This window comes from Streptomyces sp. NPDC057424 (assembly GCF_042803315.1).
GTDB lineage: Bacteria > Actinomycetota > Actinomycetes > Streptomycetales > Streptomycetaceae > Streptomyces.
Genome location: NZ_JBHVCP010000092.1, coordinates 1 through 20,645, shown reverse-complemented (window position 1 = coordinate 20,645; position 20,645 = coordinate 1). Strand labels below are relative to the sequence as shown.

20 protein-coding genes and 3 pseudogenes are annotated in these 20,645 nt (G+C 70.2%); 10 read left to right on the top strand and 13 right to left on the bottom strand.

What is annotated here, in order from left to right; translation table 11 throughout:
- Positions 1 to 2,265: XRE family transcriptional regulator (locus ACFU3E_RS36845; protein ID WP_384168681.1), on the top strand; the 2,265-nt coding region annotated here is incomplete at its 5' end.
- 707 nt (positions 2,266 to 2,972) lie between these two features.
- Here ACFU3E_RS36845 and ACFU3E_RS36840 read toward each other — a convergent pair.
- On the bottom strand, positions 2,973 to 3,593 hold the full coding sequence (locus ACFU3E_RS36840) for an HAAS signaling domain-containing protein (protein WP_384168678.1): 621 nt from the start codon (positions 3,591 to 3,593) through the stop codon (positions 2,973 to 2,975).
- Entirely contained in the window at positions 3,590 to 3,946 is a 357-nt protein-coding gene (locus ACFU3E_RS36835) for a PadR family transcriptional regulator (RefSeq protein WP_384168675.1), read from the bottom strand. The genes ACFU3E_RS36840 and ACFU3E_RS36835 overlap by 4 nt, the downstream gene beginning before the upstream one ends.
- A gap of 656 nt (positions 3,947 to 4,602) precedes the next feature.
- On the opposite strand from ACFU3E_RS36835, the gene ACFU3E_RS36830 reads away from it, so the two are divergent.
- Positions 4,603 to 4,737 carry an ATP-dependent DNA ligase gene (locus ACFU3E_RS36830; protein WP_384168672.1) on the top strand — a complete coding sequence of 45 codons (135 nt, stop codon included), beginning with the start codon at positions 4,603 to 4,605 and terminating at the stop codon, positions 4,735 to 4,737.
- A 1-nt stretch (position 4,738) separates the two neighbouring features.
- On the opposite strand, the pseudogene ACFU3E_RS36825 reads toward ACFU3E_RS36830, so the two are convergent.
- Both ACFU3E_RS36825 and ACFU3E_RS36820 read right to left on the bottom strand, forming a co-directional pair.
- Positions 4,739 to 4,969: pseudogene (locus tag ACFU3E_RS36825) on the bottom strand (DUF6207 family protein).
- Positions 4,970 to 5,132: 163 nt separating this feature from the next.
- Positions 5,133 to 6,176, bottom strand: a complete 1,044-nt coding sequence (locus ACFU3E_RS36820) for a GlxA family transcriptional regulator (RefSeq protein ID WP_384168669.1) — start codon at positions 6,174 to 6,176, stop codon at positions 5,133 to 5,135.
- Between the two features lie 136 nt (positions 6,177 to 6,312).
- Here ACFU3E_RS36820 and ACFU3E_RS36815 point away from each other — a divergent pair, with 136 nt between their 5' ends.
- Positions 6,313 to 7,239, top strand: a complete 927-nt coding sequence (locus tag ACFU3E_RS36815) for an NADP-dependent oxidoreductase (protein ID WP_384168666.1) — start codon at positions 6,313 to 6,315, stop codon at positions 7,237 to 7,239.
- 641 nt (positions 7,240 to 7,880) lie between these two features.
- Here ACFU3E_RS36815 and ACFU3E_RS36810 read toward each other — a convergent pair.
- Positions 7,881 to 7,997, bottom strand: a pseudogene (locus ACFU3E_RS36810) (helix-turn-helix domain-containing protein); the annotation flags it as partial.
- Positions 7,998 to 8,209: 212 nt separating this feature from the next.
- Between ACFU3E_RS36810 and ACFU3E_RS36805 the strand changes: the two are divergent.
- Entirely contained in the window at positions 8,210 to 9,205 is a 996-nt protein-coding gene (locus ACFU3E_RS36805) for an NADP-dependent oxidoreductase (RefSeq protein WP_384168663.1), read from the top strand.
- 48 nt (positions 9,206 to 9,253) lie between these two features.
- Positions 9,254 to 9,856 carry a TetR/AcrR family transcriptional regulator gene (locus ACFU3E_RS36800; protein ID WP_384168660.1) on the top strand — a complete coding sequence of 201 codons (603 nt, stop codon included), beginning with the start codon at positions 9,254 to 9,256 and terminating at the stop codon, positions 9,854 to 9,856.
- Between the two features lie 98 nt (positions 9,857 to 9,954).
- Here ACFU3E_RS36800 and ACFU3E_RS36795 read toward each other — a convergent pair whose 3' ends face one another.
- The 4 genes from ACFU3E_RS36795 to ACFU3E_RS36780 all read right to left on the bottom strand — a co-directional run bounded on the left by ACFU3E_RS36795 (position 9,955) and on the right by ACFU3E_RS36780 (position 12,493).
- Positions 9,955 to 10,557 (bottom strand): hypothetical protein, encoded by a 603-nt coding sequence (locus ACFU3E_RS36795; RefSeq protein WP_384168657.1) that lies wholly within the window; start codon positions 10,555 to 10,557, stop codon positions 9,955 to 9,957.
- An 87-nt stretch (positions 10,558 to 10,644) separates the two neighbouring features.
- On the bottom strand, positions 10,645 to 10,890 hold the full coding sequence (locus ACFU3E_RS36790; protein ID WP_384168654.1) for a hypothetical protein: 246 nt from the start codon (positions 10,888 to 10,890) through the stop codon (positions 10,645 to 10,647).
- Positions 10,891 to 11,108: 218 nt separating this feature from the next.
- Positions 11,109 to 11,375: a hypothetical protein gene (locus tag ACFU3E_RS36785; RefSeq protein WP_384168651.1), complete on the bottom strand. Its 267-nt coding sequence runs from the start codon at positions 11,373 to 11,375 to the stop codon at positions 11,109 to 11,111.
- A 926-nt stretch (positions 11,376 to 12,301) separates the two neighbouring features.
- Entirely contained in the window at positions 12,302 to 12,493 is a 192-nt protein-coding gene (locus tag ACFU3E_RS36780; RefSeq protein WP_384168648.1) for a hypothetical protein, read from the bottom strand.
- A gap of 685 nt (positions 12,494 to 13,178) precedes the next feature.
- Here ACFU3E_RS36780 and ACFU3E_RS36775 point away from each other — a divergent pair.
- From ACFU3E_RS36775 to ACFU3E_RS36765, 3 genes are all read left to right on the top strand, one after another.
- Positions 13,179 to 13,349, top strand: coding sequence for a hypothetical protein (locus ACFU3E_RS36775; RefSeq protein WP_031106884.1), 171 nt, complete (start codon positions 13,179 to 13,181; stop codon positions 13,347 to 13,349).
- A gap of 692 nt (positions 13,350 to 14,041) precedes the next feature.
- Positions 14,042 to 14,467 (top strand): lamin tail domain-containing protein, encoded by a 426-nt coding sequence (locus tag ACFU3E_RS36770; protein ID WP_384168684.1) that lies wholly within the window; start codon positions 14,042 to 14,044, stop codon positions 14,465 to 14,467.
- A 248-nt stretch (positions 14,468 to 14,715) separates the two neighbouring features.
- On the top strand, positions 14,716 to 15,300 hold the full coding sequence (locus ACFU3E_RS36765) for a Tn3 family transposase (RefSeq protein WP_384168645.1): 585 nt from the start codon (positions 14,716 to 14,718) through the stop codon (positions 15,298 to 15,300).
- Here the strand turns inward: ACFU3E_RS36765 and ACFU3E_RS36760 are convergent.
- The 4 genes from ACFU3E_RS36760 to ACFU3E_RS36745 all read right to left on the bottom strand — a co-directional run bounded on the left by ACFU3E_RS36760 (position 15,288) and on the right by ACFU3E_RS36745 (position 19,522).
- Entirely contained in the window at positions 15,288 to 16,916 is a 1,629-nt protein-coding gene (locus ACFU3E_RS36760; protein WP_384168642.1) for a LuxR C-terminal-related transcriptional regulator, read from the bottom strand. The two genes, ACFU3E_RS36765 and ACFU3E_RS36760, sit on opposite strands and share 13 nt — an antisense overlap.
- A gap of 22 nt (positions 16,917 to 16,938) precedes the next feature.
- Positions 16,939 to 17,637: a DUF998 domain-containing protein gene (locus ACFU3E_RS36755; protein ID WP_384168639.1), complete on the bottom strand. Its 699-nt coding sequence runs from the start codon at positions 17,635 to 17,637 to the stop codon at positions 16,939 to 16,941.
- 56 nt (positions 17,638 to 17,693) lie between these two features.
- Positions 17,694 to 18,275, bottom strand: coding sequence for a hypothetical protein (locus ACFU3E_RS36750; RefSeq protein WP_384168636.1), 582 nt, complete (start codon positions 18,273 to 18,275; stop codon positions 17,694 to 17,696).
- Positions 18,276 to 18,418: 143 nt separating this feature from the next.
- Positions 18,419 to 19,522, bottom strand: a complete 1,104-nt coding sequence (locus ACFU3E_RS36745; RefSeq protein WP_384168633.1) for a flavin-containing monooxygenase — start codon at positions 19,520 to 19,522, stop codon at positions 18,419 to 18,421.
- A gap of 480 nt (positions 19,523 to 20,002) precedes the next feature.
- On the opposite strand from ACFU3E_RS36745, the gene ACFU3E_RS36740 reads away from it, so the two are divergent.
- Positions 20,003 to 20,191, top strand: a complete 189-nt coding sequence (locus ACFU3E_RS36740) for a hypothetical protein (RefSeq protein WP_384168630.1) — start codon at positions 20,003 to 20,005, stop codon at positions 20,189 to 20,191.
- A 64-nt stretch (positions 20,192 to 20,255) separates the two neighbouring features.
- A pseudogene (locus ACFU3E_RS36735) lies at positions 20,256 to 20,594 on the top strand (transposase); the annotation flags it as partial.
- Positions 20,595 to 20,645 lie beyond the last annotated feature (51 nt).

The following is a 20,645-nucleotide window of genomic DNA, read 5'->3' as shown; positions in this document are numbered from 1 at the left end:
GCGACCTTGCCCCAACCTCAGCCAGAAACGGACATCACCTTACGAACCGCCCACTTAGGGGCCGAGCAGGCTCAGGAGTTCGTCGAAAAGGTGCGGGCATGGAGAGGCCCGAACACCTTCCGCCTACTGCGTTACCTCGCGTCCAGACCCGACGCGCTGAGCGCGCCGACACCAGACTGCCCGCCCTGCGGGGTACGGCTGATCGCACTGCTCATCGCCGCCGGCCACGACGAGAAGGTGGGCCTGGTGCCCTGCGCCGACTGCGGACGGACGAACCCGCTGCCGACGTACGCAGGACCCGAAGGGCGGCTGTGCCACGGCTGCTCCAGCCGACGTCTCGCGGTCTCGTGCGCGCGGTGCGGCAAGCTCGCGAAGGCAGTGGCACGGCGTCCCGACGGGCGAATCTGCCAAGTGTGCAAGGAGAAGGAGCCGGGCTCGCGCAAGGAGTGCGGCACCTGCCGCCGGATGATGATCCCCACCCGGCACCTGCCCGACGGCACTTACCTGTGCCAGACCTGCGCTCCCAAGAAGCTTCAGACGTGCTGCCGCTGCGGCCGCCGGCGCCGGGCGAACGCGCTGACTGCCGAAGGACCAGTTTGCGGGACCTGCTATGCGAGCCCTCCGCGCCGGTGCGGCATCTGCGAGCGGGTCGCGCCCATCAGGGTGCGGGGCAAAGGCGAGACTCCCGACATCTGCTACCGCTGCTACGTACGGCCGGAGAAGCTCTGCACCGCCTGCGGGCGGATCCGCCGCGGCCACCACATCGATCACGGCAACGGACCGTTCCACTGCGATGCGTGCGTCCCTCGCGAGGTCCGCAAGCGGCAGTTGCACCCGTGCGCGCTGTGCAGCCAGGAGCGGAGCGTGGGCGTGTTCTGGCCGGTAGGGCCCGTCTGCCCCCTGTGCTACCGGACTGCTCTGTCCCAGCCCGAACCGTGCACGGCCTGCGGCAGACGCCGCATTCTCGTGGGCCGCACCCCCGACGGCGGCCGGATCTGCAAGGCGTGCTCCTTCCCCGACGCGCGGCCCGATTACTGCTCGTCCTGCCAGCAGCCGGCTGACCTGCTGCCGGGGCGCCGCTGTCCACGCTGCACACTGCACGCCAAGGTGACCAGCCTGCTCTCACCCAACGGAACCACCCTCGATGCGTCCCTGCAGCCGCTCGCTGCGGTACTCACCGACGCTCCCAACCTCTACCCCGTCCTGGCCTGGCTGCGCCGAAGCCCCGCCGCGCGCCTCCTGGGCCAGCTGGTAGCGGCACCCAACGAACTCAACCACGCGGCCTTGGACGCGCTGCCCCAAGGACACTCCACCACCTACGTCCGCAGCCTGCTCACCAGCGCGGGCCTGCTGCCGCCACGCGATGAGAACCTCGCCCTCCTCATCAACTGGACGACCCGCGCCCTGGCCAAGCTGCCAGCACATCAGGCAACCCTGATCCGCCCGTTCGCAGACTGGCACATCATCCGCGACGCCCGCCGGCGCTCGGCACGCGGCCGCTACACCTACACCGCACACAAGGGCGACTGCGGCAACATCCGCGCCGCCATCGACTTCCTCACCTGGCTAGACAGCCAGCAACACACCCTCCGTAGCCTCACGCAGGAAGACCTGGACTTCTGGGCGATCTCCAGGCCCACCCTGCGGGCCCGCTCCATCCCGTTCATCCGCTGGGCCTGCGCCCGCCACCTCACCCGGGCCGGCCTGGCCATCGAGCACCCGAGCACCCGACTCCCCGGCCAGTTCCAAATCGAGGAAGTCCACTACGAGGAGCTACGCCGCTGCCTGAACGATCGAGCGCTTCCGCCGGACGTCTGCATCGCCGCAGCCCTCATACGCCTCTACGCCCTCCCCCTGACCCGCATCGTCGAGCTCACCACCGACCAACTCCACCACGACGCGGACCACACCTACCTGACGATCAACCGCCACCCCGTCGTCCTGCCGCCGAAGCTCGCCCGCCTCATCGACGACCACCTCAGCAACGGATCCCGGCACAGCAGCGAAGCCAGCACCTTCGTCCTGCCGGGCCGCACTCCCGGGCGCCCTCGCAACCCCGCGGGACTGGCCGACAAACTCAAGCGCTACAGCCTGCCCACCCGCGCCGCCCGGAACACCGCCATGGTGCAAGCACTCGCCGACCTGCCACCGGTGCTGATCTCCGACCTGATCGGCATCCAGCCAAGAACAGCGGAACGCTGCGCAGCCTTGGCCGGCCAGAACTGGTCCGACTACCTGGCCGGTCGCTATCCTGCCCGCGCCTGAGGATCACAGAAGGGCGCAGGCGCACACGGCGGAGGTGGCTTCACGCTGGCGTGCCAGACAGTTCCCGTCTCAGACCATCAAGTTCGAGGGACCATACGAGCGGTCGTGGCCGCGACCTGGGTGTGGTGATGCTGCTCGGCCCGCCACCAAGCCTGTCCGACATGCCCGTCCCTCACCCAGTGGAGGGGCAGCACATGGCGACGGCTGGATACCGGGGCTGCGCGAGCGCCGACCCGATGGGAGAGGCCGCGCGGGCGGCGGAACGCGGCAGAGCATCGGTGGGCCAAGGTGGTGCTGCCGCTCCTCACGGCGGCCACCGTGGGGAACTGGCAGCTCGGCCTGGTCGCCGCGCTCGTCGTCGCCGGGCTCGGCGTCCGGCGGTTATACCGGCGGCCCCGCAACAGCTGGGCGGTGGGTGCCGCCGGGGAGGCCCGGACGGCGCGGCTCCCGGCCCCGCTCGTCCGCCGGGGCCACGCCGTGGTGCTCCACGATCGGGCATCCCTGGGAGCCGCGCGAGTACTGGTAACCCCGGCTATTAACCTTGCGGAATGGGGGACCTGTCTGAGGGCCAGAGCCTCATGTCGAGCGGTAGGACTCAGATCCCGTCAGGCCCTGTGGCGACGTGAGTGCAGACCGCAGGTGCAGGATCTGCGGGGAGGGCCGACGGCAGGGTGAGCACGCTCAAGCCTGCCGCCGGAGCGTGATCGTCAGGAGGTCGAGGCCGTGGGAGCGTCCGGGACCTCGGAGAGCCCGTCGGAGGGCGGCGCGGTGGGCTCGTCGCTGGCATCTGTGGGCCACTCGCTTGGCGACGTGCTGCCGGGCCCTTCGCTTTCGGAGGGAGTGCTGGTCGGCCCCTCGTAGGCGGGTGGCTGCCCTTGATCGTCGTTGGAAGTGCTGATGCCGAAGGCCATCGCGCCGACGACAAGTGCTGTTGCTGCTGCCCCGATCAGGAGCATCGTCCTTCTTCGTGAAGGCGGCGAAGAGGCAAGAGACGCAGCAACGTCGTCCTGTCGTAGCTGTTCGTGACGGTCAGCCTTGTGTCCGCCCTTCACATCTGTGGTAGGAGCGATCGGTTTGACTACCGGCGTGGAACCAGTGGACCTTGGGCCACTCATTTCAGCAGCAACGATGTCCGCAGGAGGCCCTAGTCGTTCCAGGACGGTGCGGACTGCTTCGGCGTGCCGGGCGTCTGCTTCTTCCAGGCCGGCATCTATGTGCTCAACGATCTCCTGCTTGAGCTCCTCGCGTCGGTCAGCGGGGAGGAATACAGATGCATTGTCGAAGCGGTGCAGGTACTCGTCGATGAGCTGATTGCGCCTCGAGGTCACTCGTGGCTCTCCTCACTGTCCAGGAGGTTGTCAACGGCGGATTTGAACGGCCCCCACTCACCAGCGAACTCATCCAGCGCTCGTCGCCCCGTCGCGGTAAGCGTGTAGTAGCGACGTGGAGGACCTGAGTCAGATTCCTTCCAGACCGTGTTGACCCACCCCTCCTTCCGAAGCCGTGAGAGCAGCGGATAAATGGTGCCTTCACTGGTCACGAGTCCGTGGGCGTCGCACAGTTCCCGCACCAGTTCAAAGGCGTACCTCTCGCCGTCACGCAGCAGCGCCAAGACGCAGAACTGCAGGATCCCCCGACGGAGTTGACTCACTCCAGCACGTGCTCCACCCGGAAGTACCATGCGTAACAAGGTACCTGCTGAAGAAAGGTCCCGCTAGCCTCACCGTCTCAGGGCCGTTCTCTTGCAGTGGTGGACGGGTTCGGGGCTCAGCGTGCCTACTTTGCCGGGCCTCCCGCTGGTGTCCCCGAGGTTGACTGCTCGGACCTGTCCGGCCCCGTCCGGGTCGGCCCCGATGACCCGCACCGCCTTGACCGGGACGGAGACGGCATCGGCTGCGATGCCAACTGATCAACCCGCTAGCTGAACCAGTTCGCCCAGCTGATCATCGGCATGATCGGGCCGCACGCCGACTGGCCCCGGAGAACGTGTGAGTTCAACTGGTTCTCCACCACTCCTCTGACAGACCCACGGTACGAATAGCGCACGCTGCGAATACTGCCTATCCACCAGTAATGTGCGGGTCACCACTGAAGCCGTGATCGGCGCGGTCACCGGGTCGCTTACCGCGCCCCGCACGCTGCTGCTGGGCCGCTACGACCCGGCGGGCCGCCTGCGGTACGTCGGCCGCAGCACCACCCTGTCCGGGGCCGCCGACCGCGCTGTGGCCAACCAGCTGGCCCCGCCGCGCGGCGCGCATCCGTGGACGGGCTGGACGTTCTCGGCAGGCTGGGGGCACGCAGCGCACCCTCGAGGCCGTCCTGGTGCAGCCAGATGTCGTGATGGAAGTCGACGTCGACGTCGCCCGCGACAGCGCCGGACGGTGGCGGCACCCGGCCCGCCCGCACCGCATCCGCGGCGACGTCGACGTCCAGGAGGTGCCGCTGTTCGGCGAAGGGGGCGCCCGGTCATGAGTCAGGGCCGGGCCGTGGTCGGCTCCATGGTCGGGCCGGCCACAGCGGCCGCGGTGAGCTGCTGGCGCAGGTCCAGGTAGCAGCGCAGCCGTACGCCGGGCTGACCGGCATCCCGCGTCGTCTGCTCCGCTGTGGCCGTCGCCTACCGGTCGGCGAGCAGCTGCTGGAAAGCGAGCGCGGTGGCGTCGTCGGCGGCCGCGACGTCGACGACGAGCAGGCCCGGCTCGCTCACGTGCGTCTCGTGGATCGGGTCCGTGTACGGCACTACGCCCGGCGTCCCTGGGTAAGTTCCGCCGCTGCCGTGTCTCCACCCGACCGAGTGGCAGGCCGTCAGCGGATGATCAGGCGGATCCCGGCCGGCCCGCGGAGCGGGTATGTGCGGCGCTGATGTGTCCTCAGACGCCCGCTTCCATCAGGTCGTCGGCATGGAAGGTGCGGCGGTAGGAGGCGGGTGAGACACCGAAGGCGGTGCGCATGTGGGCGCGCAGGGAGTTGGCGGAGCCGAAGCCACAGCGGTGGGCGACCAGGTCGATGGACAGGTCGGTGGTCTCCAGCAACTGCTTGGCCAGTTCCAGGCGTTGCGCGGTGAGCCACTGCACGGGGGTCATGCCGACCTCGTCGCGGAAGCGGCGGGTGAAGGAGCGCAGGCTCATCCGGGCGTGTTCGGCCAGGCGGTTCAGGGAGAGGGGTTCATCGAGGTGTTCCAGGGCCCAGGCGCGGGTGGCGGTGGTGGTGGCGACGGTGGGTTCGGGCACCGGGCGGTCGATGTACTGGGCCTGGCCGCCGTCCCGCCAGGGCGGGACGACGCACATGCGGGCGGCGCGGTTGGCGGCGGCGGCGCCGTGGTCGCGGCGGATCATGTGCAGGCACAGGTCGACGCCGGCGGCGACGCCCGCGGAGGTCAGGACGTCGCCGTCGTCGACGAAGAGGACCTCCTCGTCGACCTTGACGCGGGGGTAGGCGCGGCGGAACTCGGGGGCGAGGTTCCAGTGGGTGGTGGCGGGCCGGCCGTCGAGGAGGCCCGCGGCGGCCAGGACGTAGGAGCCGGTGCAGATGGACACCAGGCGGGTGCCGGGCCGGATGCGGGCGATGGCCGCGGTGACCTCGGGCGGCAGCGGGCCGCCGCGGCCCAGCTCGGGCATGGCGTGCGTGGGCGGGACGATCACGGTGTCCGCGGCGGCCAGGGCCTCGGGACCGGCCGCGGGCTGCACGGTGAACCCGGCGTCGCTGAGGACCGGGGCGCCGTCGGCGGTACAGACGGTGACCTCGTACAGCGGGCGTGAGCCGGCGTCCAGGACGCTGCCGAAGACGCGGGAGGGGATGCCGAGTTCGAAGGGCGGGACGCCGGGCAGGGCGAGGACGGCGATGCGGTGCCGCCCGGCCGCGTCGGCGCTCGGGTCGGGGCGGGGGTCGGTGCACGGCCACTGCATCTCGCTCATGGCCAGATCCTGTCACATAGTGGCCAGACGGCCAACACCATGGTGGGGGCGGGTGCCGGATCGTGGACTGCGTCGCGCCGGGAAGGGCCCGGGCGGCCGGTATCCGATCAAGACGGAAAAGAGTGAGGCGGACAGCATGCGTGCGGTGGTCGTGGAGCAGTGGGGCGGACCGGAGGTGCTCGTGGAGCGTGAGGTCGCCCGGCCCGAGCCGGGACTGAACGAGGTCCTGGTGCGGGTCCACGCGGCCGGTGTGAACCCGGTGGACTTCAAGACCCGGGCCAGCGGGGCCCTGATCGAGTGGAGTGAGGTCCCGGCGGTCGGCTGGGACGTCTCCGGCACCGTGGAGGCCGTCGGACCGGGCGTGGGGATGTTCCGCCCCGGGGACGAGGTGTACGGCATGCCGCTGTTCCCGCGGCAGGCCGGCGCCTACGCCGAGTACGTCGTCGCCCCGGCCCGCCACCTCGCACCCAAGCCGGCGAACCTCACCCACGTGCAGGCGGCGGCGCTGCCGCTGGCCGCGCTGACCGCCTGGCAGGCCCTGGTGGACACCGCCGGGTTGCGCGCCGGTGAGCGGGTGCTGGTGCACGCGGCGGCCGGCGGGGTCGGCCACCTGGCCGTGCAGATCGCCAAGGCCCGCGGCGCGTACGTCATCGGCACGGCCAGCGCCGGCAAGCACGACCTGCTGCGGCAACTGGGCGCGGACGAGGTGATCGACTACCGCACGGTCCGCTTCGAGGACGCCGTCCGGGACGTGGACGTGGTACTGGACGGGCTCGGCGGCCAGAACGCCGAGCGGTCCCTGACGGTGCTGCGCCCGGGCGGCCGGCTGATCACCCTGCCCGGCCCCGACGACGTCCCCGCCGACGTCCCCGGCCACGTGCGGGCGGTGTGGATGCTGGTCGAGCCCGACCACCTGGGTCTGCGCGAGATCGCCGCCCTGGCCGAGCGGGGCGCGCTCACGCCCGTGGTCGAGACCGTCGTCCCGCTGGCCGATGCCGCGAAGGCGCACGAGATCGGCGAGCAGGGCCGCACCACCGGGAAGATCGTCCTGAGCGTCGCCTGACGCCGACCGCCCCGGCCGGGTCGGCTGCGGGCAGGTGGAGCGGGACTGGAGCCCCGGGACCGACCGGTCCCGGGGCTCCGGGCGCGGCCGAACGGGACGGGGCGGACCTGCGGGCACGGCCGGACAGGACGGAACTGCGACTCGGGGCTTCGGAGGGGGCGGGGCTGCGGCTCGCGGGGGTGCTTCGGTGACGGCCGGGGCGGCCGCTCGCACGGGAGCGGAGGCAGGGCTGCGGCTCGCGCCGGAGGGTGTCTTCGGTGGTGGCCGGGGCCTGCTGCTGCCGGCTGGTGCTCGCGGCCGGTATGTGGCACCGGGGAGGGCGCGTTGCGGGCCCAGGACGCTCGGTGCCGAGGGCGGTGGCCTCGTGGGCCGCCCGTCAGCGGCGCCCGCCCGCCGGACCGCCTCGGACCGCCTCGACCCGCGATGCGGCCACGCCGCTCCCCCGCTCCTCCACCGCGGTCCGCCCCGCCTGCCGGTAGCCCGCCGGTCTCGGTGTGTTCCCTCAGACACTCCACCACGGGACGGATGAGAACGATGACCGGCTCCAGTGCGCCCTGTCCGACGGTGGCGTTCGCGGCGGCGAGGCCGACGTCGATGGCGGCGGCTAACTTCTCGTTCTGCACCATGATCAGCAACTCGGCCTTCGTGGACGCGTGCAGGTAAAGAGTGCCGTTCGCGACGTCGGCCCGGTGGGCGATCTGCTGTGTCGTGACCCCGTTGGCGCCGTGTTCGGCGACCAGTTCGCGGGCTGCGGTCATGATGCGCTCACGCTTGGCCTGTTTGCCCGCTCGCGGCGCCCGATCGGCATGTGGGCCGCGTCCCATGGGACCTCCCTTGACAATAATCCTGAGCAGACTCATAGTTGAGTGCAGTCGGGTTGAGTGAGTGAGGCAAGGCCCGATGTCACGCCGAATTGGCTGATCTGCCCTCACGCCTGGATAAATAGGATGAAGACAAGGAGTGGCGCCCCATGCGAGCGTTCGTCGTCACCAAGTACAAGGAGCCGCTGCAGGAGGCGGACGTCCCCGAACCCACCGTGGGGGAGCACGACGTGCTCGTCCGGGTGGAGGCCGCCGGACTGAACCCGCTGGATGAGAAGATCCGCGCCGGTGAGTTCAAGCAGATCCTGCCCTACGAGCTGCCACTGATCCTGGGCAACGACGTCGCGGGCACCGTCATCAGCGTCGGGACAGCGGTTCGCGGCTTCAAGCCCGGAGACGAGGTCTACGCCCGGCCCCACCAGGACCGCATCGGCACCTTCGCCGAGCGCATCGCCGTCGCGGAGGGCGACCTGGCACTCAAGCCCGCCTCGATCAGCATGGAAGAGGCCGGCTCGCTGCCGCTGGCGGCGCTCACGGCGTGGCAGGCGCTGGTGGAGCGCGGGAAGGTGCGGCCCGGGCAGAAGGTTCTCATCCACGCCGGGGCCGGCGGGGTCGGTTCGATCGCGATCCAGCTCGCCGCGCACCTCGGTGCGAGCGTCGCCACGACCGCCAGCGGTTCCAACGCGGACTTCGTGCGCGCGCTCGGCGCGGACACGGTGATCGATTACCGCACCCAGGACTTCGAACAGCTCCTGACCGGCTACGACCTGGTGCTGGACAGCATCGGTGGGGAGACCCTCGAGAAGTCCCTGCGGGTGCTCAAGCCCGGCGGCAAGGCCATCGGGATCACCGGTCCCCCGGACCCCGCGTTCGCCCGCGAGGCCGGCCTGAACCCGCTGCTGCGCCTGGCGGTCGCAGGCCTGAGCGGCAAGATCCGCAGGCAGGCGAAGAAGCTCGGCGTGACGTATGAGTTCCTGTTCATGCGCGCCAGCGGCGACCAGCTCCGCCAGATCACCACCCTCATCGACCAGGGCGTGGTGCGCCCGGTCGTGGGAAAGGTGGTCGGCTTCGACCAGACCCCGCACGCGCTGCAGTCCCTGTCCCAGGGCGGCATCCGCGGCAAGGCCGTCATCGGCAACAGCTGACCCGCCGCAACCGCGACGGGCGACACAGAACGCACGAGGACACCACCCATGTCTGTCGCCTCCCAGTCGGTCGGACGGCGCGAGCGGAACAAGCAGGAGAAACTCGACCGCATCGTCGCTGCCGCCAGTGAACTGTTCGCCGAACACGGCGTCGACGAGGTCACGACCCAGCAGATCGCGGACCAGGCCGACATCGGCACCGGGACCCTGTTTTTCTATGCCAAGACCAAGGGCGAACTCCTCCTCCTTGTCCAGAACGCCAAGTACGTCGAAGCACTTGAGCAGGGCCGGGCGGACGCCGAGGCCATCCCAGACGTGCTGGACGCGGTGCTGGCGATCGTCCGGCCGATCGTCGAGTGCAACCGCATCCAGATCGACAACGGACGCACCTACCTGCGAGAGATGGTCTTCGGCGACCCCGAGGAGCCCCGGCACGGCGCAGCACTCGCCATCGTCGCGCAGACCGAGGAGGCCGTCGCCGCCGTGCTGCGCCGAGACGAACGGATCGCAGAGGGCGACGCCGCGACGCTGGCACACATCGTGTCCGCCGTGATGTTCCTCAGCATGGCGGCAGGCGTGAACATCGCCTTGAGCGTCGAGGAGATCGTGCAGGACATCCGCAGGCAGGTCGACGTCCTGCTGCCTCGCTGAAGCGCGGCCCAGCCCGGTACAGCACTACGCCCGGGCCCGCGGGTGGAGTTCCACCGGTGCGGAGGCTTCACTCGCCCGAGGCACGCACGCGGTTGTTGTCACCCGGTCCCGGGACGAAAGCGTGAGAGCCAACCGCCCTCGGCCCTCTGCTCGGGCACGGCCTGGTCGTGCTCCTGGTGCTCGTGCGTGGCCTGCTCGGCTTGGCGTTCGGCGGTGATGGCCCGCTGCTTGCAGTCGTCGCACAAGTGCGGGTGGGTCTCCCGTGGGGCGTCCCATCCGGCGGGCTCGATGGCCTTCCACCGTTCGTCGGTGAACTTCGCTCCGCAGCTGGCGCACACGGGACGGCGGGCCTCCCGCTCGGCCCGCTTCTGTTCGGCCGCACGGCGCAGCTGCTCCTTGTACTCCCGCTCGCGGGCTTCGTACTCGGCTTGCTGGCGGGCGTCGTGGGCTTCGCGGCGCGGGTTGCCGATCGCCTCGAGGAGGGTCTGGTTGTGCGGGCGGCCGAAGCGCCGGAAGACCGCCCCGGCCGGGCCGTGCTCGTGGAGCTGCTTCATGCCGGTGACCACGATGGGGAGCTTGCCGTCGTACACGTGGAAGCCGCCGTCGTACGCGGTGCCCTTCCAGTGCCGCTCGGTCAGTTCGGCCAGCTGCGCGATGACGGTGTTGGGGTTGCGCGGGCCGATCCGGTTGAAGACGAGCAACAGCGGCGTGCGGCTGGTCGCCGTGGCGTCCGTCGGGCACCCACCAGCGAGTGCGCCACATCGGCCGCTCCCTGCCGTCGACGTCCTTCACCTTCCGCTGGCAAACCGCACGTACTTGTCGATCTTCGCGGCGAGGACCTGCGCGGACTCGTAGCAGTTGTCGATCTCCACGAACAGCAGCGGCACCCCGACCTCGGGCGCGGTGATGACGATGTGCGCTTGGGCGCCGCCCTTGCCGGGGTTGGACCAGGTGCCCGTCGCGGGCAGCGCCACCTCGGTCGCGTAGGAGGCGATGGAGCCCAGCCCGGCGGGCGCGTCGACGGCGGCCTGCACAGCGGCGAGGACGTCGGCCGGCTCGTTGGCGAGCCCGGACAGGTCCGGGTTCGTTGGCGAGCTCGGACAGGTCCGGCTTCGGGCGCAGCAGGGCGAGCACGGCTTCGTTGACCGTCATCGGTGGGAGGCGCCGGTGCGGCCCGCGCCGCGGGCCGGGTCGCCCATCTCCTCCACCGGCCGCCCCAGTTCGCGAGCAGCGGCCTTCAGGCCCACGGGCGTCAGGTTGCGCAGCCTGTCTCCGCCCGGGATCTGCCCGCCAGGCCGTGCTTGCGCAGATCGGACAGCGCACCCGTGTGCGAGGCGGTGCGGACCTGCTTCCGCTTCGAGGGCGTCGGCTTGTCGGTGTGCCGGTAGCTCAGGTGCGGTGCTGAGATCTGCTGGATCTGTTCGACCGTCGCGACCTTCAGCACTCCGAGCACGCTCAGCACGTCGCCGCGCAGATTGTTCGACGACCCCGCCGGGTTCTCCTCACGCTTGACCGCCATCAGCTGCGCTCCCTCCCCGTCGTCTGTCGCGCGCGGCCACCTGCCGAGCGTCGGCCGCGCCCGGCCGCAGAGGGCATCCGGCCCCCGGACCCGATGATCTCCTCCTCCACGGACATCACCGAGAAGTTCAGGCAGAGAGAAGAGGGTTGTGACAACGCGGCGCGCGGCCGAATCTGCGCGGTGACCTGCGGCTTTTCCGTCCTGCTCGGTGCCGGGCACCAAAGTGGGTTCCACAGTGGCGTCCCAAGTGCGCACCACAGGAGGCCAGGGCGGCGTGCCCGGTGCTGGTCGGGCCCGTGGCCGGGGCGGGCGCTCCGGGCACCTGCCGGTGGTCGGTGCGTGGTCATCGCGGTGGCTCCTTCGTGTCGGGCCGCCCTTTCGGGGGGCGGGAATCGAGGGAGCAGCGTGCAGGTGACCCCCTTGTCCGCGGTCTGACGGCCGCCGGTAGCGGGCGTGGACAAGGGGAAACGCGGCGGTGGTCGGGGCGGTAGCAGACCTGGACAAGGGGTCATTGTCGGGCTCGTGGTCGGGCCGACCACCCTGGACAAGAGGGCCCGCTCTGCCCCTTGCAGCCGCGATTCGTCCGTTCCGGCTCGGGATGGAGAGTTCTCTGTCCTCCATCCACGGGCTGGCGGGCTGACCTGCTGGGGCGTCGCCGTGATCGGCGCGGCGACCGTACGTCAGGAGCTGCCTGTGTTCCCCATCGTTCCCTCGCTGCCCCCGCACCTGGTCCAGCTCGGCTTCGATTACGTCCTGGCGGTGGAGGCTGGAGACGACGTCCAGGGCGCGCGGCTCGCGCCGGAGGTGGTGCAGTTGCCGGGACTGCTGCCGGGCATCGCGAAACTGATCGTCTTCCCCCGTGACCGCGTTGTCCGGCGACGCCGATCCCTGCGCCGACTCCTTCGAGCTGGACAAGGTCGCGTCATCTACCTGATGGCGATCAGGGAGTGGGCCACGCACACCCCTGCAGCTGCCGCGCCGGGGATCGCCCGCACCATCGCGCAGTCGGCCGGGTCCTCGCCGACGCACCGACGGAGGTCGTCCGGGCTCTGCCGGCGCTGCGCGATGGACACCTGGAGCGGGCCCGTGCGGTGGTGGAGGCCGTGGCCGCTCTGCACCGGTGACCGCACCACCGTGCGGGGTGGGTGCGCACCGACACGGTGGAGCGCACCCACCTGGTGCGCACCGGCCCCACCCGATGCGCACCACTCCGCACCACCGTCCATCGGTGCGCACCAACTCGGTGGGGCGTGCGCACCGGTGCCGCCGGCGGCGCGGGAGCGGTGCGCATCGGGTGGGGCCGGTGCGGTGGAGTGGGCCGGATGGAGGCGGCGCGTTTCTCCTTGACCTCTCCTCAGGTCAACGAGAAACGCGGCGGGTTCGCACCAGATGGAGGCGCGGCATCGCCCCGTCGATGTCGCCCACTTCCCCACGTCGTCCACTTCACCCAGTGGGCTCCACTCGGTGGAGTGGACGCTGAGCACGGTGTCGTCCACCCCCGGCCGGTGGACTCCACTCAGTGGGAGTGGATGTCGGACACCGTCGGTGCGCACCACCACATCGGGTGCGTGGCTTTGTCCGCGAGATTCACCCACGAAGCCAGACGAGCGGGGCGTGGACAGCAAGTCCCGCTCCAAGATGCGCGTCGGAAATAGCGCGGCCGCGCCGGGCGCCCGCTGGCCGTGAGGTGAACACCAGTGACGAAACTGAGCCCAGTTCCCGCAAGAGAAGTGAAGAAACCAGGCAGATCAGCCGCGTGTTCTTCGAATCGCCGGGCACCAGGAGCAACGGAGGTTGATAACTATGGTTCCCCTGCTTCTCGTCCTGCTTCTGGCCCTGATCCTCTTCGGCGCGGGCTTCGCGCTGAAGGCACTGTGGTGGATCGCCGTCATCGTGCTGGTCGTCTGGCTGCTGGGCTTCGTGCTGCGCAGTGCGGACACAGGCGGCCGCAAGGGCCGCTGGTATCGCTGGTAACCCACCACACAGAAGCCAGTTGTGGGCCCCGGGAACACCCGGGGCCCACAGGCATGTCCGGCCTCAAGACATCCCCCCCGGGCAAACGGTGTAACCACCACCTTCCCGGGCACAAGGCCTCATAGCTGGGCCCGGTGAAGCAGCGGAACCTGCACCTCCAACCACCGGACCCCAGCCACACCCCGGCGCCCCGCACGGCCGGCATCGCCCCTCACAGCAGGAGCGGGCAGCCACCTGGACCCGCCCTGATTCCTCAGACCGGCCCTCTCCGGGCCAGAACCCCGAAGACTCGGCAACCAGCCTGCTGTTACTCACTCTCGGGTGACGGCCCGATCCAGTGCGGGGCGACGGACTGTGGCGGACAGACGCCACGCCTCAACCCCTGCAAGGCCTGACAGGCTGTCAGCGCGTCAACACCACGCATGGGTGGCGTACATGGATATTACATTTGAGAATCATGGAAAAGTGGACAACAAGTAAGAAGGCGTCGCGTTTCCCCGCAACTTCTCCACAGCATGGACAGAGTGTGTGCACGGCCAGCCGGTCGCCGACGCACACCACACCCACTCCCCCGGGCAGCCTGCAAGCCGGCTCCTCGGGGGAGGGTGTCCGCACACTGAGGGGGACTCTCGTCCTCTTCCGCTTCTGTCACCACTCGCCGTATCGCCGCCGCCGCGCTCACCGCCGGCGCCCTGGTCTCGGTGGTCACGCTGCCGGCATCCGCCGCCGACAACGCCCGCCCCGAGCGGTCGAAGGTGCAGATCTCGGCTGTCCAGTACGACTCCCCCGGACGTGACGACCGCTCCAACCGCTCCCTGAACCGCGAGTGGGTGGAGATCACCAACACCGGCCGCCGTGCCGTGAACCTGGACGGTTGGACCCTGCGCGACGAGGACGGCCACAAGTTCACCTTCCACCACTACCGCCCGGACGGCCGCTCCACCGTCCGCGTCCACACCGGGGAAGGCCGCGACTCCCGCAGCGACCTGTTCCAGGACCGCCGCCACTACGTCTGGGACAACCGCTCCGACACCGCCACCCTCCGCAACGACCACGGCCACTTCCTCGACGACGCCTCCTGGGGCCACCACCGCCACGGCGGCCGCCACCACCGCTGACCCAACACCGCGAGCGTGAACTGAACACTCACCCACTCCCCGATAGAACAGTGACGCGCCCGGCCTCCCCCGCCGGGCGCCGCGCGGCGGGGGGGGCCCCCCCGGCGCGGGCGGGCGGAAACGGGGGGCGCGCCGGGGACCCCTAACGCCGGCGCGGATGCCCCCGGGGTGCTCTGGGCAGCCGGCCGCCACCTCGCGCAGGGTGGCCGCCTCGGATTCATCCGCTGTGAAGCTCCAGCGGAGCTTGCTTGCGCCCCAGTCGGAAGATCGCCCGGCAACTGAACAAGGGCGAGTCCCTGCACGCCCTTCGCCGCCAGCTCCACTACGCCCGCGAGGGCAAGGTCACCCGCCGTCAATCCGAGCAACAGAACGAGCAGGCGTGGTGCCTGACGGTAGCGACGAACGCGGTGGTCTGCTGGCACACCGAGTACATGGGCCTGGGCGTCGACGAACTGCGCGGCGCCTGCCGCGAGGTCGACGCCGAGGTCCTGGCACACATCTCGCCGGCCCGCAGCTCGGTGGTCAACCACTACGGCTCCATCACTGTCGACTACGAGCACGAACTCGCCCAGCTCGACGACCAGGGACACTGGCCCCTGAGGACCGTGACCACCGACGAGCCCGGCGCCGGGATGCAGAACCTCCCACGTACCAGCGGAAGGAAAGACGTCTCATCCGGGCTTGCTCGTCACGTCTTTCCATGGCAACGTCCCAGGTCAGCGGCTACTCCCTTGTTGTTTCGGCGAGGACTACTGGGACAGCGTCAACGCCCCCTCGACGGCCTGCCAACTAGCCGGGACTGTTCAGAACGAAGGGCGGCTCAGACCAGGTGATGCTCGTAGGCGAACGCCGCGGCCGCGGTTCGGGAGCCGACATCGAGCTTGGCGAAGATGTTGGACAGGTGCCGGGCCACGGTTTTCTCCGAGAGCACCAGGGTCTCGGCGATCTCCGGGTTGCTCTTGCCCGCCGCCACCAGCCGGAGGACCTCGACCTCCCGGTGGGTCAGCCCGCCGGGGGCCTTCTCCTCGCCCAACAGCGCCGCGACCTCCTGCTCCGCCGGCTTCGCACCCATCTCCGCGAATGCCCTCCGGGCCGCGCTCAGGTCGGCCGCGGCCGACTCCTCGTCACCCAGCAGCCGGAGCGCGCGCCCGACGAGCACCCGGGAGCGGGCCACCTCGTACACCGCGGAGAGCTGCGCCCAGGTCTCGGCTGCCTGCCGCGCGTAGACGAACCCGCGGTCCGCCTCACCCCGGGCCAGGGCGACGGTCGCGGCGGCGTACTGCCCCGATGCCTGCAGCGCCGAGCACCCGAACGAGCTCCCGATCTGCCCCAGCTCCTCGGCAAGGGGTGCTGCCGTGTCTAGCTCGCCGGTGGCCACCAGCACCTCGACCGCCGCCGGGAGCATCTGCGACCGGTGGACGGGATCGTGCACCTCGGCCACCACACGGTGGATCGCGGCCGACGCCGCATCCCGTCGGCCGTGCTCCAGCCACAGCAGTGCCCGGCCGGGCTGGGCCGAGTGGCCGAACTCGGCAGCCTCCGCGAAGGCAGCCTCCGCAGCGTCGTGGTTGCCGCGAAGCCGGAGGGTCTCACCCCGCTCGTAGTGGGCCTGACCGACCGCCAGGTCCCCGCCGGCCGCGGCGTACCGCCCGACTGCGCGCTCGAGTTCCCTGACGGCGTCGCGATAGGCGCCGTGCAGTCGCATCAGCTGGCCTCGGTGGACCGCACACTGACCGGTGAACGCGACGAGGCCGGGCTGGCCGTCGCACCAGGTGGTCAGCGCGTGAGTCCACTCGCCCATCCGGCCGAAGTCGGAGATCTGCTGGCAGGCTTCGACCGACGAGCAGTAGATCACCCCGGAGAAGATGGGTGAGACCTCCCCGGCCAGGACCGAGACCATCGCCTCGTCGAGGAGGCTCAGCCCGTCGGCGACCTGGCCCGCGAAGATCTTCATCCGACCCTCCATGTGGAGGCCCATAGCTGTCAGGTCGGGGTCGTCGAACCGTCGGCCGCACTCGGTGACCTTTGGCACGGCAACGAAGGCCTCGGCGAACTCTCCCTTGATGATGTGCCCCATGGTGGCCCGCTCGAGCAGGTAGCCACGCTCCACCACATCCCCGCCATGGTCGTCGAGCAGCCGCTCGGCCCGGGCTAGCCAGCCACTGCCGATGGCGACCTCGCCGCCCTGCCACAGGACTACGGTCAGCCAGTACGCCGCGCGCACCGCGCCGAGGGTATCGTCCCTGTCACGGTAGGCCTGGAACGCCCGTTGCAGCGCCTGGACGCAGTCGTTGCGGCGGCCCAGGAGGTGCGCGGTGACCGCCAGCGCCATGAAGTCGTCGGCCTGAAGCTCGGTCTCGTCCAGGTCGGAGAGAGCGCGGTACGCCGCCACCCACTCCCGGCGTTCGTACTCCTCGCGGGCTCGGCGTAGATCGTCGACCATGCTCATCTCGCACCACCTCGATTCGAGGCTAGTGGTCGACGCTCATGATCCCCAGCATTTCCTCGACTGGATGATCAACGGGTGTCAAAGGCCTTGAAGTGTGCTCCCCGTAGGCGGCCAGGGTTTCGCCCCACTGGCGGCCTGCGATGCCGAGGCCACGGTCGCACGGGAAGGTCAGCACCGGGATGATTGCCCCTCTGAACCAGGCCCCCGTAGTCGTGGAGCGGCGCGTATGTCGGACGCTCCAGCAGGTGGAGCGCCATGGTGCTCCCGAAGGAGAGGACGACGACGGCCAGACGCCGAGAGCGATCTCCACCGCGGATCCGCCGCCAGCCGCCGGGAGCGCACCAGGAACGCCCGGGTGGAGCCACCGAAGAAGAGCAACCCATCGGTCCAGCGGAGGCCGGGGTCGTAGATCTCCCCCGGTCGTGTCCCTTGCGAGCGGGAAGGCTGCCGCGGTGAAGAGCCCACAGCCGACGGCCACCAGCAGGGCAGTCCCAGGCACCCGACCCGCGCGGGTTCGATACCGCACCGCGGTGCCGTCCGTAGGCGAGCAGCAGCAAGCAGAACCCGAAGCCGCGAAGTTAAGGCTCTGGATCCAGCCGAGACTGCCGGCGCACAAGGAACTGACGGGTTCGTGGAGCCAGTCGTCATCGGAGCCCAGGATGTTCTGTACGACGGAGCCGGCGGTGAAGACGAGCGGACCGGTGATTCCGCCGATCCGCATGATTCCTCCGGCCCCTCGCACAGCGGTGCCCGTCCATGGCGCTCACGAGACGTCCGTCAACGGGTTGAGGTAGCCCGTCGCCCAGCCCCGATCGCGACCGCCAACGGCAGCAGAGCCAGCAGTGCCGCGGCCGGCTGTACGTAGAACTGCACCGCACCGACCGGCACCAGCCGGGCGAGCCCGAACACGACCAGCGCGCCGCCGACCACGGCGGTGGCCACCAGGCCGAACGTCGCGGTCCGGGTGACCGCGACCGCGACCGCGAACAGAACCGTGCCCATGGTGAACAGCAGCGAGCCGACCAGAAGGACCGGCACGAACCACGACACCAGGGCGTCCTGGGTCGCCACCAGATCAGCGCCGGTCTCGTGTGCCGCAACGGCGGAGAACTCCATCCCGGGCAGCGTCGCGTACAGGGTGCTGCCGATCACCACGGACCCGAGCCCGACCGCGCTTACCCACCCGTCACCCCGCTCGCGGAGGAATCCGCGCACGGCGACGAACGCGAGCGCGATCACGGCGAACGCGACGACCGCGGCGAGGTGGGAGAGCCCCCACCGGGTGATGGCGGCCGCCGCCGCTTCGGCCGCGCCGGCGCTATCGGGCAGCCTCCCGGGGAGCAGCGGATGCCACAGCAAGCGCGCCCAGCAGCAGCACCGGTGCGGCAGCGACGACGAGCGCGCGGGCTGTCGATGCCGGACCCGACGCGGCGGCGCTGGTCACCATCGAGGGTTCCCGAATCTCGTTCATCGCAGACCTACTTGATCATCGTGGGTGCGTCTCAAGCCGCGACCGCGGGTTGCCGCGCCCGGGTGTGGGCGGTGATCTTGTCGGCGACGTACGCCGCGTCCCGGCCGACGCCATTGATCTCGCCCGAGGCGAACGCGTACTGGAACGCCAGGCCGCAGAAGTAGAGGCCCGGCACGGACTCGACCACGCCGCGGTACTCCACCGGCCACCCGTCCTCGATCGGCAGCGGGAGGTCGATCCAGTCGTAGACCTGCCGGAACCCGGTGGCCCAGACGATGCTCGCGACGTCGAAGGCGCGGCCGTCCTCGAGGCGCGGCAGCCCGTCGGCGACGCCCGCGACATGCTCGGTGATCCATTCCACATCGCGCACGCCCAGATGGTGGCGCTTGATCCGCAGCTGCGGGGCGCCGTGGTGGCGAATCTTCTGCATCACCTTGCGTCCCATCGGCGTGCGCCGGGTGAGCACGTGGTTGAAGGCGAACTCGATGAACGGGAATGCCGCGTGGAACCGCCGCGAGCCCCATTCGAGAGGGATGTCCCCGCGGTCGGGTCCGACCAGCGTGGTGGGACGGTCAGCGGCCAGGTCGTAGGCGATGTCCAACCCACTGTGCGAGGCACCGACGACCAGCGCCGGCCCGTCGGGCAACTGGGAGGGCCGGCGGTACTCGCTGGAGTGGAGCTGTTGGATCCGGGGGGTGATGTCGGCGGCGAAGGCCGGGATCTGCGGCGTACGGCCGAAGGTGCCGGTCGCCAGTACGACGTTGTCGCAGGTGACCTTGTCGGCTCCGAGGACCGCGGTGAAACCTCCGCCCTCGAGGGCCGCGAGCCGATCGACCCGGGTCTGCATCCGCACCGGCAGGCCGTTGGTGACGGCGTACAGCTCGAGGTACTCGGCGAACTCGTCCTTGGTCGCAAACTCCCACGGGTCGCCGGGGAACGGCATCCCGTCCAAGCCATTGGCCCGGGCGGGCGTGAACAGCCTGAGGCTGTCGTAGTGGCAGCGCCAGTTGTCACCGATCCGCTCGCGCTCGTCGACGATCAGGAACTCCCGACCGAGCTGCTGGAGGTGGTAGCCGACCGCCAAGCCGGCCTGGCCGGCGCCGATGATCAGGGTTTCGAGGTGTTGGGTGGTCATGGTTCGTTCTCCTTGGTTCCAGGAACTCACGAGTGATCCCGGCGACCAGGTCGGCGTGGCGGCACCCGGGCGCGTGTCCGCCGGGCATCGGGTGAAAGTCCGGGTCGGGGATCGGCATCGCGGCGCGCCGGCCGGAGTCGGGGCTTCTCATGACGCCTACGCTAGAAACCCGACGGCCCGGTGCGCGTCGGCCGCGATACCCATTCCCTCCTCGGCCCGATGGGTGGATCGACGCACGACCCGCCACCGGTCACGGACGCAGGGGCCGCCCGACGGCGGCGCGGCCGCCGCCCGCAACTCCGGGGCGCACGAGGCTGGAGGTCTGCGGCCCGGACGGCGCATGGTGGGCCGATGTGCTGGCGAGCGACACGGCCGGAGCCTGGAAGACAGCCCTGGAAGCCCAGATGGGCACGCCGATCTGGTGCCGCGGCCAAACCTCGCAGGTCGGGGACGCCTGCCGGGAGGTGATCGACACAGCTGTTGGAGGTCAACCCCCTCTATCGGCTCCGGGCCGCCCAGGGAGTGCTCGGACTGCGCAAGAAGTACGGCGCCACCAGACTCGAAGCCGCCTGCCGCAAGGCGGTCGCGGTCGGCGACCCGTCCTACCGGACCATCAAGGGCATCCTGGTCGCCGACACCGAGACCGGCGCGGAAGACACGACTTACTGATCGTTTCAGAATGAGTTGAGCTGCGGATCTTGTGCCCGGCGATCTTGGGCGGCAGGGTTTCTGGGTGCGTGCTGATCTTGTTCCGGATGACCTGTGGGAGCGAGTGGCTCCGCTGTTGCCGCCTGCTCCCGAGCGGCGGCAGCGCTATCCCGGCCGACTGCGGGTTCCCGACCGGGCGGCCCTCGCGGGAGTCATGTACGTGCTGCGGACCGGTGTCGCGTGGCGCGATGTCCCTGCTGAGGCAGTGGGCTGCTCCGGGGTGACCGCATGGTGCCGGCTGCGGGACTGGACCGAGGCCGGCGTCTGGCCGAGGCTGCATGCCGCCCTACTGTCCGAGTTGCGCCGCGCGGACCTGCTGGACCTGGACGACTGTGCCGTGGACGGCTCGCATGTCCGAGCTCTGAGTGGGCGGTTCGTGAGTCTTTGAGTGGGTCTGCTGTCGCCTGATGGTGTG

Excerpts from the sequence above, each read along its gene's own strand:
- ACFU3E_RS36835 (WP_384168675.1), bottom strand. The coding sequence starts at position 3,946 with ATGGTACTTCCGGGTGGAGCACGTGCTGGAGTGAGTCAACTCCGTCGG.
- ACFU3E_RS36820 (WP_384168669.1), bottom strand. The coding sequence starts at position 6,176 with ATGAGCGAGATGCAGTGGCCGTGCACCGACCCCCGCCCCGACCCGAGC.
- ACFU3E_RS36815 (WP_384168666.1), top strand. The coding sequence starts at position 6,313 with ATGCGTGCGGTGGTCGTGGAGCAGTGGGGCGGACCGGAGGTGCTCGTG.
- ACFU3E_RS36805 (WP_384168663.1), top strand. The coding sequence starts at position 8,210 with ATGCGAGCGTTCGTCGTCACCAAGTACAAGGAGCCGCTGCAGGAGGCG.
- ACFU3E_RS36800 (WP_384168660.1), top strand. The coding sequence starts at position 9,254 with ATGTCTGTCGCCTCCCAGTCGGTCGGACGGCGCGAGCGGAACAAGCAG.
- ACFU3E_RS36785 (WP_384168651.1), bottom strand. The coding sequence starts at position 11,375 with ATGGCGGTCAAGCGTGAGGAGAACCCGGCGGGGTCGTCGAACAATCTG.
- ACFU3E_RS36775 (WP_031106884.1), top strand. The coding sequence starts at position 13,179 with ATGGTTCCCCTGCTTCTCGTCCTGCTTCTGGCCCTGATCCTCTTCGGC.
- ACFU3E_RS36760 (WP_384168642.1), bottom strand. The coding sequence starts at position 16,916 with ATGAGCATGGTCGACGATCTACGCCGAGCCCGCGAGGAGTACGAACGC.
- ACFU3E_RS36755 (WP_384168639.1), bottom strand. The coding sequence starts at position 17,637 with ATGCGGATCGGCGGAATCACCGGTCCGCTCGTCTTCACCGCCGGCTCC.
- ACFU3E_RS36745 (WP_384168633.1), bottom strand. The coding sequence starts at position 19,522 with ATGACCACCCAACACCTCGAAACCCTGATCATCGGCGCCGGCCAGGCC.